Source organism: Kitasatospora sp. NPDC086791 (assembly GCF_040685975.1).
Taxonomy (GTDB): domain Bacteria; phylum Actinomycetota; class Actinomycetes; order Streptomycetales; family Streptomycetaceae; genus Kitasatospora.
The window spans coordinates 100,794-115,692 of the sequence record NZ_JBFBOC010000006.1 but is presented as its reverse complement, the minus strand read 5'-3'; the positions used below and the strand labels follow the sequence as shown (position 1 = coordinate 115,692).

Below are 14,899 nucleotides of genomic sequence, written 5' to 3'. Positions count from 1 at the left end.
TCGTCATATCCAGCTCGCCAGGCCCGACCAGCCAGGCCCGATTCACGGGGCCCGACCCGCCATGCCCGACTCTTCCTATCCGCCCTACGGGAACCGGAGGGAACGGCCCGGCCTCATCCGCACAAACAGGCCGCCAGCAACTCCGCGAAGCTCACATCCTCCCGGGCCACCCCGAACACCTCCGCCCGCAGCAGCACCCGCTCCGCCCAGGCCCGGTGCGGCCGGGCCTCGTTCATCTTGTTGGTGTACGCCGAGCGCAGCACCCCGCCGCCGCCCTGCTCCTGCCGGAGGATGTCCTGGGCGTCGCAGTACTCCTCGTGCGTGACCACGGACAGGGCGTGCACCGCGGGCACGTGGCTGGGGTGGATGCAGGTCTTGCCGAGCAGGCCGTTGGCCCGGTCGAGTTCGACCTCCCGGATCAGCCCGTCCAGGTCGTGCTCGATGATCCGGCGGCGGACCTCCTCTCCGGCGGAGCCCCGAACGGTGCCGATGGTGCCGCCGGTGCCCTCGGCGTCACCGGAACCACCAGCCCCACCGACCGCACCCCCGACCACCCCACCGACCCCCACCCCGACCCCCACCCCGACCGACGCCTCGACGAACGGAGTGCGGCGCAGCTGCGGCTTGAACATCCGCTCCTGCACCGGGAAGTACTCCCAGACCGGTCCGGTGACGGTGTGCCCCGTCCCGTCCGCCCGGCCCAGCACGTTGACCACGTCCCCGATGACCGACGCGACCAGTGCGACGTCGTACGCGGTGAGGTCCGGCGAACGCCGCAGGCCGTAGGCGGAGCAGAGGTCGGTGACGCCGAGGCGCACGGCGAGCACCCGCTCCCGGTGCCCGGCGAGCAGTTCGGCGATCCCGAAGAGCTGCTCCCGACGGGTCTCCAGGTGGGCCAGCTCGGGCGATTCCAGGACGGGCATGGCGAACAGCCGCCGCCCGGTCGCGGCCTCGGCGGCGGCGAGCGCGGCCAGGTACCCGCCGCCGTTCTCCGGGGTGAACTTGGGCAGGACGAAGCCGCTGAGCAGTTCGACGGCCGGACCGAGCCGCTCGGCCAGGTCGGGAATCTGCGCGGCGGCACGGACTCTGATGAAGAGCAGCGGATGACTCTGTGCGCAGTCGGTGAAATCCTTGACCAGGTCATTCAATTGCTCGACCAGGTTGCGTTCCCCGGCGTCCACCTCGTGGTCGGCGATCGCGTCCTCCAGGCAGAGCACCATCGACACCACGCCCCGAGCAGCCAGTTTGCGGATGTCGGCGGCCAGCGCGGGCCTGGTGGCGGGGCTGTAGAGGGTGCCGCCGAGCGCGGTGGCGAGCACCTGGGGCTCGCTCTGCGCGGTGAACGCGCGCGGCTGCTTCAGGAAGAGCCGGCCGCGTACGTCCTCGCCGAGGTGGCCGAAATGGCGCAAGGTGCTCTCCTCCAGGAAGTGGACGGGCCTCCGGCCCCCTGCCGACAACGCCCCCGCCGACCGGACGACACCCTGGTCAACCGGCCGACCGGGCTCCGTGGTTCCCCGGACGCGCCACCGGCGGACGCCCCTCCGTCGAATCCCCGGAACCCCCCGGGGGGCCTTTCGACTGCTCATCGTACGGACGGGATCCGGCCGCCCCCGGTTCCCCGGCACTGAACTCCCGGAACATCCCGGTCCACTTGGACGGTCACGGGCCCCGCGCGGGCAAACCCCGGGAAGCGCAAGTCTTGGCAAAGTCCGACCCGACGCGAACCGTCCCGGTCACGTTGTCCGAAGGGGTGGCGAACAGGCAGGATGGTCGGCTATGACGCACGTGATGGCCAAGGGCGCCAACATCGCACTGCCGGCGGCGGCGGTCCGCGCCGTGCTGCGCTGGAGCGCCACGCCCGGTGCGCCGGACGTGGACGCGTCCGCGCTGCTGCTCGGCGCCAACGGCAAGGTCCGTTCGGACGCCGACTTCGTCTTCTACAACCAGCCGCGCCACCCGTCCGGCCTGGTCCGCCACCTGCCCAAGCAGCAGACCTCCGGCGGCGCCGAGATCATCGACACGATCGAGGTCGAGCTGGGCAAGCTGCCCGCCGACGTCGACCGCGTGGTGCTGGCGGGCTCCTCCGAGGGCGGACCGTTCCGCACGGTGCCGGGCCTGCGGCTGCTGCTGTTCGACGCCGCGGCGGGCGAGAGCGCGTCCGCGCTGGCCGAGTTCGAGATCAGCGACGCCGAGAGCGTCACCGCGCTGGTCGCGGGCGAGCTGTACCGGCGGTCCGGGTCCTGGAAGTTCCGGGCGATCGGCCAGGGCTACACCTCCGGGCTGATCGGCCTGGCCACCGACTTCGGCATCACCGTCGAGGACGAGGGGTCGAACGCGGCGCCCGACCCCACGCAGAGCCCGGCCCCCGCCTCCACCGCCTCCCCGACCGGCGCGGTGGACCCGCGCAGCACCCCGCTGCCGGACCGGCGCACACCTGCCCCCGAGCCGGGCACCTTCACCCTGGCCCCGGCCGTCCCGCAGCCGCCTGCCAACCAGGCCCCGGCCGCCCCGGCCCCAGCCGCCGCGGGCTCGCCGACGGGCGCACCGCCCACCGCACCGCCGCCGCCCACCACCCCGCCGACCGTGCCCCCGGCCGTCCCGCCGGCACCGCCCACCCAGCCGCCGGGCCACCAGCCCGGCACCGGCTACGGCTACCCCCAGCAGCAGCCCGGCACGGGGTACGGCTACCCCCAGCAGCAGCCCGGGACCGGCTACGGCTACCCGCAGCCCACCCAGCCGTACCCGCAGCAGCCCGGCACCGGGTACGGCTACCCCCAGCCGAACCAGCCCGTCCCGCCGCAGCACGTCCCACCGCAGCCGCACCCGGGCAGCTACGGCTACCCGCAGCCCGGCACCGGCCAGCAGCCGCCCGTCCCGCCGCAGGCGCCGACGGCCCGGCCGCCGTCGGGGGCGCCCACCGGCGAGGAGTTCGCGCTGCCCCCGCAGGGCCCGCAGTTCCAGCCCCGCTGACGCCCGCCGGGGCGGCGGGTCCCGCCCGGGCCCCCGGCGCCGACGACGCCGTCACCGACCCCGACGCCGACCAGCCCCCCAGCCCCAGCCCCAGCCCCTCAGTCGCCCCCCGACTGGTTCTTGTACCCGCGCTGCCACTGCATCCCGAACCCGTACAACCGGTCGATGTCCGACTGGAACCCGTTGACGTACCGCACCTCGCGGCGCACCCTCAGCTGGTTGTCCCCCGCGTTCTCGATCAGCACCACGGCACAGGAACGCGCCGCCCGGGCCCGCTCCTCCAGCTTGATCTCGATCCGCGGCCCGGTCTGCGGCACGATCGTCACCACCGCCTGCGACTGCTCGAAGGCCGGCGTGCCGTCGTAGATGTAGACGAAGATCAGCAGCCGCTTGAACTTGTCCTTCTTCTCCAGGTTGACGTACATCGTCTCGCCCGACGGCGCCCCGTACTGGTCGTCGCCGCTGAGCTTGATGTACGGCGCGTTCTGGAGGTCGCCGAAGAGACCGCCGAGCGGCTGCACCACGCCCGTGGAGCCGTCGGAGAGTTCATACATGCAGGCCAGGTCGAGGTCGACGTTCATCGGCTCGTTGCCCTGCGGCGAGTCCGGCTCCAGCGGGCTGAGGATCCGCGGGCTGAAGAACCGCTTGACCGTGTCCCGGGTGCTCGGCCGACCGGCACCGGCCCGCATCGACCAGTGCAGGTTGACGTAGAGGTAGCCGGTGGTGGCGGCCGACCCGGTGATCGCGTGCTGCGGGGCCGACTTGGTGAGTATGACCTTGTGCTGACCGCCCGGGTTGTCGAAGGTGTAGCTCCGGTCCCCGCGCAGGTACTCCCAGATCGAGACCATCCCGTCCTCTCCCCCTGCTCCCGCCAGGCGATCTGACGGTCCGCCGACCAATGATCGGGCATCGGCACGGCCGACGGATACCCCGTCCACCCCCTCCCCTACCCCGTCCGGCCACCCACCCCGCACCGGAGGCCGAACTGCGCCGGACACGCACGGGCCGGACCACCGACCGGACCGCCGGGCGGACCACGGACGAACCGGGGGCGAACCGGTGGGCCGATTGGCCCGAGCAAGCGGCCCTCCCGTAACATGCCGCCCCTTCGGACGCGATATCGTCTAGCCGCACAGGTGTCCCGTCCGCCCCTGCGCGGGCGCGGTGGGGCACGCCGTGCGGCGACGAACGAACCGTCAGGCAGTGCCCGCGCGGCGGGACCTGACCGCCTGTGTCGCACTGTGAACCTGTCCCCTGCGGAAACCCGAGGCCCGACCCGCAATGAACCTGACCTCCATACAGCTGGTCTGGACCGTCGTCGGCGGCGCAGCCCTGCTGTTCGTCGCCGTCCTGATGGCGACGCTTCGTTTCAAGAACTCGAAGAAGGACGAGGCGACCGACTCCTGGGAGCGCAGTGAGGAGCGCCGCCGCCGCAAGGAGATGGTCTACGGCATCTCCTCGTACACGCTGCTGTTCTGCTGCGCCGGTGTCGCCGCCGCCCTGTCCTTCCACGGACTGGTCGGCTTCGGCAAGGAGAACCTGGGCCTGTCCGACGGCTGGGAGTACCTCGTCCCGTTCGGCCTCGACGGCGCCGCGATGTTCTGCTCGGTGCTCGCCGTCCGCGAGGCCAGCCACGGTGACGCCGCGCTCGGTTCGCGCCTGCTGGTCTGGGTGTTCGCGATCGCCTCGGCCTGGTTCAACTGGGTGCACGCCCCGCGCGGCTTCGGTCACGCCGGCGCCCCGCAGTTCTTCTCCGGCATGTCGATCTCGGCCGCGATCCTGTTCGACCGCGCGCTGAAGCAGACCCGCAAGGCCGCGCTGCGCGAGCAGGGCCTGGTGCCCCGCCCGCTGCCGCAGATCCGCATCGTCCGCTGGCTGCGCGCCCCGCGCGAGACCTACGCGGCCTGGTCGCTGATGCTGCTGGAGAACGTCCGCAGCCTGGACGAGGCGGTCGAGGAGGTGCGCGAGGAGCGGCAGGCGAAGATGGACGCCAAGGTCCGCGCCCGCACCGCCGACCGTCGCGAGCGCGCCGAGCTGAAGGCCATCTCCCGCCAGGGCGGCGGCATGCTGTCCCGGGCCCGCGGCGGCCGCCAGGTGCCCGCCCTCACGGCTGCCGGAGACGGCCCGAGCGCTACGGAGCCTGCCCTAGCCGCGGAGTCCGACGCCACCACCTCGACGTCCGCCGGCTCCTCGTACGAGCCGGCCGCCCTGGACACCGGCCGCCGCCCCCGCGCCGCCGTCGGCTCCTCGTACTCCTCCTACTCCTCCCCCTCGACCTACTCGTCGTCCTCCTCCTCGGCCTCCTCGTCCTCCGCGACCGGGTCGTCCTCCTCCTCGACCTCGTCGACCGACGCCTTCGGCTCGTCCCGCCGCGGTTCGTCCATCGACCTGACGGCCGACGACGACACCCTGTCGATGCCGAAGCTGGACTCGCTGGAGCGCAAGCTGCGCGCGATCGAGCAGCAGCTCGGCTGACCGCCCCGCCCGCACGACACGGGAACGGCCGCCCCCGGGGAGACCCCGGAGGCGGCCGTTTCGCGTACCCGGCGCACCGGGCGCCGGGCCGGACTACTTCCCGGAACCGACCAGCTCCGGTTCCTCGTCCGCGCCCTCACGCCGGTTGCGCAGGATCGACGAGCCGAGGGCGAGCCCGATGAAGGCGACGCCGATCAGGCCGGTGACGATCTCCGGGATGTGGTACTTGATCCCGACCAGCAGGATCCCCGCCAGGGCGCCGATCGCGTAGTGCGCGCCGTGCTCCAGGTAGACGTAGTCGTCCAGGGTGCCCTTGCGGACCAGGAAGACGGTCAGCGAGCGGATGTACATCGCGCCGATGCCGAGGCCCAGGGTGATCTGGAAGATGTCGCTGGAGATGGCGAACGCGCCGACCACGCCGTCGAAGGAGAACGACGCGTCCAGGACCTCCAGGTAGAGGAACAGGAAGAACGCGGCCTTGCCGGCGACCTGGACGACCGACTTGCCGGACTTCTCCGCCTCCTCCTCGCGCTCGGCCTCCTCCTCCAGACCCGACTCGAAGATCGACGAGAGGCCGTTGACCGCGAGGTAGGTGATCAGGCCGAGGACACCGGCGAGCAGAACGGTTTCCGCGTGCTCGGCGGCGAAGAAGCGGGAGGCCAGCACCAGCGCGACCAGCGCGACCACACTGGAGAGCGCGTCGAGCTTGCCGACCTTCTCCAGCGGACGCTCCAGCCAGCTCAGCCAGTTGTGCTCCTTCTCCTCGAACACGAAGTCCAGGAAGATCATGAGCAGGAAGACGCCACCGAACGCGGCGATGGCCGGGTTGGCCGCCTCCAGGTACTGGGCGTAGGTGTGGCCGGCGTAGATCTTGTCGGGGTGCAGGGCGAGGTCGATGACGGTCGCGGGGTTGAGCTTCGCGGTGAGGCCGACGACCAACAGCGGGAAGATCAGGCGCATGCCGAAGACGGCGATGAGCACGCCGACGGTCAGGAAGATCTTCTGCCAGTACGGGTTCATCCGCTTCAACACCGTGGCGTTGACCACCGCGTTGTCGAACGACAGGGAGATCTCCAGGATGGAGAGGATCAGCACGACGCCGAAGCCTTGGGCTCCCCAGAGCAGGCCGGCCGCGATCAGGCCGATGGCGGTGATCGCGAACGACCAGCCGAATGTGCGGAGGAACACGGGAGTTGGCTACCTTTCGGGTTCTGGCCGTGCCGGGGGCGGCCTCGTCCCCGAGACTCCCTGACCGGGCCCGGCCCGGTCAGGTCACCCCCGCACTGCCCTCAGTTCTCATGATCGGGTCGGGTGCGATGGTCCGATTTCGGCCATTACTGTACGTTCACGCCGAAGTCGAGCGCGATCCCGCGCAGGCCGGAGGCGTACCCCTGGCCCACCGCGCGGAACTTCCACTCGCCGCCGTACCGGTACAGCTCGCCGAAGATCATCGCGGTCTCGCTGGACGCGTCCTCGGACAGGTCGTAGCGGGCGATCTCCTGGCCGTCGACCGAGTTGACGACCCGGATGTAGGCGTTGCGGACCTGCCCGAAGTTCTGCAGCCGCGCCTCGGCCTCGTAGATCGAGACCGCGAAGACCACCTTGTCCGCCTGTGCCGGGACCAGGTCCAGGTTGACCAGGACCACCTCGTCGTCACCCGTGTCGTCGCCACCGGTGAGGTTGTCGCCCTGGTGCTCCACCGAGCCCTCGGGGCTCTTGAGGTTGTTGTAGAAGACGAAGTACTCGTCACCGAGCACCCGCCCTCCGGCGCAGAGCAGGGCGCTCGCGTCGAGGTCGAACGGTGCGCCCGTGGTCGAACGGGCGGACCAGCCGAGGCCGATCTGGACCTGCGTCAGGTTCGGCGCGGCCTTGGTGAGCGAGACGTTGCCACCCTTGGCAAGCGTGACCACCATGACGTTCTTCCTCCCTTGCTTCTCCCGGGGCGCCTTCCAGGTGTAGTCCCCCGAGACCCCGGCCGACCGGCTCCGGTCGGCTGAACTTCCTGAACTCACATCCTCGCAGCGCGGCGGGCCACCGCGGCACCGGGTCGGACGAACCCCCGGCCGGCCCGCGGCCGCCCGCACGAAACCGGGGTGGCCCGGACCTCCGCGGTCCGGGCCACCCCGGGTGAAGCGCGCCGCTGCGCGCCGACGAGCACTCGAACGAGGACTCAGACGTTGACGCCGAAGTCCTGGGCGATGCCGCGCAGGCCGGAGGCGTAGCCCTGGCCGATGGCGCGGAACTTCCACTCGCCGACGTTGCGGTACAGCTCGCCGAAGACCATCGCGGTCTCGGTGGAGGCGTCCTCGGAGAGGTCGTAGCGGGCCAGCTCGGTGTTGTCCGCCTGGTTCACCACGCGGATGAAGGCGTTGCGCACCTGGCCGAAGCTCTGCCCGCGGTTCTCGGCGTCGTAGATCGACACCGGGAAGACGATCTTCTCCACGTCCGCCGGGACGCCGGCCAGGTTGACCTTGATCGCCTCGTCGTCGCCCTCGCCCTCGCCGGTGCGGTTGTCACCGGTGTGCTCGACCGAGCCGTCCGGGCTCTTCAGGTTGTTGAAGAAGACGAAGTTGCCGTCCGAGGCGACCTTGCCCTGGGAATTGCAGAGCAGTGCGCTGGCGTCCAGGTCGAAGTCCGTCCCGGTGGTGGTCCGGACGTCCCAGCCCAGGCCGACGATCACGGCCGTGAGCCCAGGGGCCTCCTTGGTGAGCGAGACGTTGCCGCCCTTGCTGAGGCTGACTCCCACGTGTCCTCCAAGAATCGGGAGGCACGCCCTGTGGTGGTGCCCCCGGTGGTGCGGTCCGGGGCCGCGGGAGCGCACCGGCTCCCGCTCCCCACCCCGCCAACGGCCCGAGCGTAGTACGCGGTTCCCGTCCGCAGCGCGGTTGCGGCCGGACACGGCCGGTCGGCACCCGGGCGGCCGGGTACCGGGCCCGTGCGGCGCCGCCGGAGGCGGCTCAGAGGGCGGCGAGGACCTTGAGGTACTCCTGCTCGTCCCGGGCGTCCGGGAGGCCGTTGACGACGCTCCAGCGCACCGTGCCAGCCTTGTCGATCACGAAGGTGCCGCGCAGCGGGCAGCCCCGCTCCTCGTCGAGGACGCCGTACGCCCGGGTGACCTCACCGTGCGGCCAGAAGTCGGCGAGCAGCGGGAACTCCAGGCCCTCGCGGTCGGCGAGGACGCGCTGGGAGAACTGCGAGTCGCAGGAGAGGCCGAGCACCTGGACGTCGTCGTTCTGCAGCCCGGCCAGCTCCCGCTGGATCGCGCCGAGCTCGCCGGTGCAGACGCCGGTGAAGGAGAACGGGTAGAAGACCAGGACGACGTTCTTCTCGCCGCGGAAGTCGGCGAGCCCGACCGACTCCCCGTGCTGGTTGTTGAGCTCGAAGTCCGGAGCCTGGGTGCCGACCTCGACGGCCATGGGCGGGACCTTTCTGACGCGACCGCGCCGCGCGGCGGGCGCGGCTGGCCACATCCTCGCATCCGTTTACGGGCGTTCCGCCGAACGGATGAGGCGGGCCCGTCGGGCGCCCGCCCCCCCTTTCGCCCTGGGCGAACGCGCCACCGCCCGCCTCGACCGCGCCCGGACCGCGCGGACAGCCCGCCCCGACCCCGGCCCGACCCCGCCCGGACCCCTCCGACAGCCCGCCCGACCCACCCCCGGGGCGCCCCGGGGCCGTCGCCGGGCCCCGCCGGAAACGCCTCGGGCCCCGACGGAGGGTGACTCCGTCGGGGCCCGGCGAGGGGCTTCAGAACCCGCTCAGCGCTTGCCGCCCGGCTTCGCCGTGGACTTGGTCGCGAGCCGGGTGGCCGCCCAGTCCTTGACGATGTTGATCGAGCTGGTCTGGGAGAGGCCGGCGGTGCGCGCCGCCTCGTTGATGTCCGAGGCCTCGATGTGGCCGTCCCGCCCGGTCTTGGGCGTCAGCAGCCAGATGACGCCGCCCTCGGCGAGGTACTCCAGCGCGTCGACGAGGGAGTCGGTGAGGTCCCCGTCGTCGTCGCGGTGCCACAGCAGGACGGCGTCCGCGACGTCGTCGTAGTCCTCGTCGACGAGATCCGTCCCGGTGATCTCCTCGATGCCCTCACGGAGATCCTGGTCAGTGTCTTCGTCGTACCCCAGCTCCTGGACGATCTGGCCGGCCTCGAAGTTGAGACGGCTCGCCGGGTTGGACTTGTCCGCGGGGTCCGCGGTCGCGCTCACGGGAATAACCTCCAGTATTCGGCCCGGCGTCCATGCCGGGGCTGTGGCCGTAGTCCACACGGGCGCGGCGGTTCGCGCAAGTACCCGACCCCCGATCCCCTCCAAAGGTTGACGTGTCGCACCGGGACACGCCGCTGGACGTGGCGCGAATCACACCGATTTGCCCTTCTCTGCGTGGGACAAGGATGCTTCGGGTGGTCCCGGCCCACAGGCCGTACGCGTGCCCGAGATACGAACGGCATTCGGGGTCCGCGCGTGCGCGGGCGTAGAGTCTCCTGTTGGCCCTCACCCCGGCCGCCCGCCATCGGGTGGACGGGACACCAGGTCGGACCACCTCTTTTCGTAACACCCGGGGGTGTGCGGAGCGGACGAAGACGCCCGCGCCGCGCACCACCAGACCGGACCGCCCACCAGGCGGAACGGTTACCGATCGGTAGAGATGACGGATCTCCGAGCGCGGTAGCACGATGGAGGCGGCGCGACACACCTCTAGTTTCGACCGACAGTGAAGGAACAGCGTGGCTTCCGGATCCGATCGCAACCCGATCATCATTGGCGGCCTTCCGAGTCAGGTCCCGGACTTCGATCCCGAGGAGACCGCGGAATGGCTGGAGTCGCTCGATGCGGCCATCGACGAGCGGGGGCGTGAGCGCGCCCGTTACCTGATGCTGCGGCTGATCGAGCGCGCCCGCGAGAAGCGTGTCGCCGTGCCCGAGATGCGCAGCACGGACTACGTCAACACCATCGCCACCAAGGACGAGCCGTTCTTCCCCGGCAACGAGGAGATCGAGCGCAAGATCCTCAACGCGACCCGGTGGAACGCGGCCGTCATGGTCTCCCGGGCACAGCGCCCCGGCATCGGCGTCGGTGGCCACATCGCCACCTTCGCCTCCTCCGCGTCGCTCTACGACGTCGGCTTCAACTACTTCTTCCGCGGCAAGGACGCCGAGGGCGAGTCCGGCGACCAGATCTTCTTCCAGGGTCACGCCTCCCCCGGCATCTACGCCCGCGCCTTCCTCCTGGACCGACTCACCGAGCAGCAGCTCGACGCGTTCCGCCAGGAGAAGTCGAAGGCCCCGTACGGCCTGTCCAGCTACCCGCACCCGCGGCTGATGCCGGACTTCTGGGAGTTCCCGACCGTCTCGATGGGCCTCGGCCCGCTCGGCGCGATCTACCAGGCGCGGATGAACCGCTACCTGGAGCACCGCGGCATCAAGGACACCTCCGACTCGCACGTGTACGCCTTCCTCGGCGACGGCGAGATGGACGAGCCCGAGTCGCTCGGCCAGCTGTCCCTGGCGGCCCGCGAGGGCCTGGACAACCTGACCTTCGTGGTGAACTGCAACCTGCAGCGCCTCGACGGCCCGGTCCGCGGCAACGGCAAGATCATCCAGGAGCTGGAGTCCCAGTTCCGGGGCGCCGGCTGGAACGTGATCAAGCTCATCTGGGACCGCAGCTGGGACCCGCTGCTCGCGCAGGACCGCGACGGCGTGCTGGTCAACAAGCTGAACACCACGGTGGACGGCCAGTTCCAGACCTACGCCACCGAGTCCGGCCAGTACATCCGCGAGCACTTCTTCGGCTCCGACCTGCGCCTGCGCAAGATGGTCGAGAGCATGACCGACCAGCAGATCCAGCACCTGGGTCGCGGCGGCCACGACCACAAGAAGATCTACGCGGCGTTCAAGGCGGCCCGCGAGCACCAGGGCCAGCCGACGGTCATCCTGGCCCAGACGGTCAAGGGCTGGACGCTGGGCCCCAACTTCGAGGGCCGCAACGCCACCCACCAGATGAAGAAGCTGACGGTCGAGGACCTGAAGCGCTTCCGCGACCGGCTGCACCTGCCGATCACCGACAAGCAGCTCGACGAGGGCTACCCGCCCTACTACCACCCGGGCCGCAACTCGGAAGAGATCCAGTACATGCACGACCGCCGGCAGGGCCTGGGCGGCTTCGTGCCGACCCGCAAGGTCCGCCCGCGCAAGCTGGAACTGCCCGGCGACGACGCGTACAAGGCGGTCAAGAAGGGGTCCGGCAACCAGACCATCGCCACCACCATGGCGTTCGTCCGGGTGCTCAAGGACCTCATGCGGGACAAGGGCATCGGCAACCGCTTCGTGCCGATCGCGCCGGACGAGTACCGCACCTTCGGCATGGACTCGCTCTTCCCGTCGGCGAAGATCTACAACCCGCTCGGCCAGACCTACGAGTCGGTCGACCGGGACCTCCTCCTCGCCTACAAGGAGTCGCCGACCGGCCAGATGCTGCACGACGGCATCTCCGAGGCCGGCTGCACCGCCTCGCTGATCGCCGCGGGTTCGGCGTACGCCACCCACGGCGAGCCGCTGATCCCGGTGTACGTCTTCTACTCGATGTTCGGGTTCCAGCGCACCGGCGACCAGTTCTGGCAGATGGCGGACCAGCTGGCCCGCGGCTTCGTGATCGGCGCCACCGCCGGCCGCACCACCCTGACCGGTGAGGGCCTGCAGCACGCCGACGGCCACTCGCACCTGCTGGCCTCGACCAACCCCGGCGTCGTCGCGTACGACCCGGCGTACGGCTTCGAGATCGCGCACATCGTCCAGGACGGTCTGCGCCGGATGTACGGCACCAGTGCCGAGCACCCGAACGGCGAGGACGTCTTCTACTACATGACCGTCTACAACGAGCCGATCAAGATGCCGGCCGAGCCCGAGAACGTGGACGTCGAGGGCATCCTCAAGGGTCTGTACAAGTACGCGCCGGGCACCGCCGGCCAGATCCCGGCCCAGATCCTCGCCTCCGGCGTGGCCGTGCCGTGGGCCCTGGAGGCCCAGCGCGTCCTCGCCGAGGAGTGGAACGTCAAGGCCGACGTCTGGTCCGCGACCTCCTGGAACGAGCTGCGCCGCGACGCGGTGGAGGCCGAGGAGTTCAACCTGCTGCACCCCGAGGAGCAGCAGCGCGTGCCGTACGTCACCCAGAAGCTCCAGGGTGCCGAGGGCCCGGTCGTCGCGGTGTCCGACTGGATGCGCGCGGTGCCGGACCAGATCTCCCGCTGGGTGCCGGGCCAGTACCAGTCGCTGGGCGCCGACGGCTTCGGCTTCGCCGACACCCGTGGCGCGGCCCGTCGCTTCTTCCACATCGACGCGCAGTCGGTCGTCCTGGCGGTGCTCACCGAGCTCGCCAAGCAGGGCAAGATCGACCGCTCGGCGCTGAAGGACGCGATCGACCGCTACCAGCTGCTCGACGTGACCGCGGCCGACCCGGGTGCCGCCGGCGGCGACGCCTGATCGTCCGCTGGGCAGTGAGGGGCGAAGGGCCGGACTCCTCGGAGTCCGGCCCTTCGCCCCTCGCGCCCCCGGGCACGCCCGGACATCACGACGGCCCCGGACTCGACGGAGTCCGGGGCCGTCGTGACAGCGGCCGTCGTGACAGCCGCCGCCCACGGGCAGCCGTCAGATGTGCACGGCGGGCCCCGCGTCGGTGGTGCCGCGGCGGGTGAGCAGGCCGAGCACGGCGGCGGCGAAGGCCACCACCGAGGCGATCGCGAAGGCGAGCGACATGCCGCTGACGAAGGACTCGTGGACGGCGCCGGCCATCGCGTCCACCACCTGCGGCGGGGTGCCGGGCGGGGCCGGCGGCGCGATGCCGAGCTGGGCGGCCTGCTCGAGCCCGTCGGCCTGCGGGCCCTCGACCGGCGGCAGGCCGGCCCCGGCCCACTTGCCGGGCAGCACGTCGCCGACCCTGGCGGCCATCAGCGCGCCCAGCACCGCGGTGCCGAGGCTGCCGCCGACCTGCATCGCGGACTGCTGCAGACCGCCCGCCACACCGGACAGCTCCAGCGGGGCGTTGCCGACGACCACCTCGGTGGCGCCGACCATCACCGGGCTGATGCCGAGGCCCATCAGGACGAACCAGAGCGACATCACACCGTTGCCGGAGCCGGTGTCCAGGGTGGACATGCCGAACATCGCGGTGGTGGTGATCAGCATGCCCGCCACGATCGGGATCCGCGGGCCGACCCGGCCGATCGCGAGGCCGGCCAGCGGCGAGCCGACGATCATCATGCCGGTCATCGGCAGCAGGTGGACGCCGGCCTCGACCGGCTTCATCCCGTGCACGTTCTGCAGGTAGAAGGTCACGAAGAAGATCGCGCCGAAGAACGCGAAGGCCATCAGCACCATCAGCAGGACGCCCGCCGACAGCGGCACCGAGCGGAACAGGCCCAGCGGGACCAGCGGCTCGCGCGCCCTGACCTGCCAGAGCGCGAACACCACCATCAGCACCACCGCGCCGCCCAGGAGCAGCAGCGTCCGCGCGTCGCCCCAGCCCCACTCGGGGGCCTTGATGATGCCGAAGACCAGCGCGAACATCCCGGCCGACAGCAGCAGGATGCCGGGCAGGTCGAAGGACTTGGCGGCGTTCTCGGCCCGGACGTCCCTGAGCACCCACAGGCCGAGCGCCAGCGCGATCAGGCCGACCGGGATGTTGATGAAGAACACCGACTCCCAGTTGACGTGCTCGACCAGCAGGCCGCCGACGATCGGGCCGGCCGCGGTGGAGGCGCCGATCACACCGCCCCAGATGCCGATCGCCATGTTGAGCCGCTCGGCCGGGAAGGCCCCGCGCAGCAGGCCGAGCGCGGCCGGCTGGAGCAGCGCGCCGAACAGGCCCTGGAGCACCCGGAAGGCGATCACGGTCCGGATGTCGCCGGCGAAGCCGATCGCGGCCGAGGTGGCGGCGAAGCCGACCGCGCCGACCAGGAAGGTGCTCTTGTGGCCGAACCGGTCGCCGATCTTGCCGGCGGTGATCAGGAAGACCGCCAGGGCGAGCAGGTAGCCGCTGGTGACCCACTGGATCTCGGAGGGCGCCGCGTGCAGCTTCTCCTGGATCACCGGGTTGGCGATGGCGACGATCGTGCCGTCCAGCGCGACCATCATGACGCCGACCGCGACGGTCAGCAGGGTCAGCCAGGGGTGCCCCTGGAGGCCGCCCCCGGACGGTGGCGTCGGCGGCGGAGCGTCCGCCTCGGAGTTCTTGACGACGGACTGGCTCATCTGGGCCCTCCGGGGGCGTGGCTCGTGCGGAACGTGGTCGTGGCGCCCCGGCCCACCCGTCCCCACAGGTGCCCGGCCCGACGTACGCCACTCGCGGCAGATTATGTCAGTCACTGACATTCGGCAAACAATGACTTCTGGCCATTACTGACATTTGTCAGAACGCTAAGGTGTGCTCACACCCGCACTCACAGCCGCACTCGCACCCCTGCCGACCCCCAC

General features: G+C 71.1%; 11 protein-coding genes. 3 read left to right on the top strand and 8 right to left on the bottom strand.

Annotated elements, in window-relative coordinates; all coding sequences use genetic code 11:
- Window positions 1-113 precede the first annotated feature (113 nt).
- Window positions 114-1,409 carry an HpcH/HpaI aldolase/citrate lyase family protein gene (locus AB0Q99_RS12065; protein ID WP_363570647.1) on the bottom strand — a complete coding sequence of 432 codons (1,296 nt, stop codon included), beginning with the start codon at window positions 1,407-1,409 and terminating at the stop codon, window positions 114-116.
- Between the two features lie 367 nt (window positions 1,410-1,776).
- Between AB0Q99_RS12065 and AB0Q99_RS12060 the strand changes: the two genes are divergently transcribed.
- Complete coding sequence (locus AB0Q99_RS12060; protein ID WP_363570645.1) at window positions 1,777-2,970, top strand: TerD family protein; 1,194 nt, start codon at window positions 1,777-1,779, stop codon at window positions 2,968-2,970.
- 98 nt (window positions 2,971-3,068) lie between these two features.
- Here AB0Q99_RS12060 and AB0Q99_RS12055 read toward each other — a convergent pair whose 3' ends face one another.
- Window positions 3,069-3,818 carry a Tellurium resistance gene (locus AB0Q99_RS12055; protein ID WP_363570643.1) on the bottom strand — a complete coding sequence of 250 codons (750 nt, stop codon included), beginning with the start codon at window positions 3,816-3,818 and terminating at the stop codon, window positions 3,069-3,071.
- A 433-nt stretch (window positions 3,819-4,251) separates the two neighbouring features.
- Between AB0Q99_RS12055 and AB0Q99_RS12050 the strand changes: the two genes are divergently transcribed.
- A complete protein-coding gene (locus AB0Q99_RS12050; protein WP_363570641.1) occupies window positions 4,252-5,445 on the top strand; it encodes a DUF2637 domain-containing protein in 1,194 nt (397 codons plus the stop codon).
- Window positions 5,446-5,538: 93 nt separating this feature from the next.
- Here the strand turns inward: AB0Q99_RS12050 and AB0Q99_RS12045 are convergent, their stop codons facing one another.
- The 5 genes from AB0Q99_RS12045 to AB0Q99_RS12025 all read right to left on the bottom strand — a co-directional run bounded on the left by AB0Q99_RS12045 (window position 5,539) and on the right by AB0Q99_RS12025 (window position 9,641).
- Window positions 5,539-6,633, bottom strand: a complete 1,095-nt coding sequence (locus tag AB0Q99_RS12045) for a DUF475 domain-containing protein (protein WP_363570639.1) — start codon at window positions 6,631-6,633, stop codon at window positions 5,539-5,541.
- Between the two features lie 146 nt (window positions 6,634-6,779).
- Complete coding sequence (locus tag AB0Q99_RS12040) at window positions 6,780-7,358, bottom strand: TerD family protein (RefSeq protein WP_363570637.1); 579 nt, start codon at window positions 7,356-7,358, stop codon at window positions 6,780-6,782.
- Window positions 7,359-7,615: 257 nt separating this feature from the next.
- On the bottom strand, window positions 7,616-8,191 hold the full coding sequence (locus AB0Q99_RS12035) for a TerD family protein (protein WP_363570636.1): 576 nt from the start codon (window positions 8,189-8,191) through the stop codon (window positions 7,616-7,618).
- Between the two features lie 211 nt (window positions 8,192-8,402).
- Window positions 8,403-8,861, bottom strand: a complete 459-nt coding sequence (locus AB0Q99_RS12030; RefSeq protein WP_363570634.1) for a peroxiredoxin — start codon at window positions 8,859-8,861, stop codon at window positions 8,403-8,405.
- 339 nt (window positions 8,862-9,200) lie between these two features.
- Window positions 9,201-9,641, bottom strand: coding sequence for a DUF3052 domain-containing protein (locus AB0Q99_RS12025; RefSeq protein WP_363570632.1), 441 nt, complete (start codon window positions 9,639-9,641; stop codon window positions 9,201-9,203).
- 518 nt (window positions 9,642-10,159) lie between these two features.
- On the opposite strand from AB0Q99_RS12025, the gene aceE reads away from it, so the two are divergent.
- The gene (gene aceE, locus AB0Q99_RS12020; RefSeq protein ID WP_363570630.1) at window positions 10,160-12,910 is read left to right on the top strand and encodes a pyruvate dehydrogenase (acetyl-transferring), homodimeric type; all 2,751 of its coding nucleotides are present in this window, start codon (window positions 10,160-10,162) and stop codon (window positions 12,908-12,910) included.
- A gap of 165 nt (window positions 12,911-13,075) precedes the next feature.
- Here aceE and AB0Q99_RS12015 read toward each other — a convergent pair whose 3' ends face one another.
- Window positions 13,076-14,677 (bottom strand): MFS transporter, encoded by a 1,602-nt coding sequence (locus AB0Q99_RS12015; RefSeq protein ID WP_363570628.1) that lies wholly within the window; start codon window positions 14,675-14,677, stop codon window positions 13,076-13,078.
- Window positions 14,678-14,899: the final 222 nt, after the last annotated feature.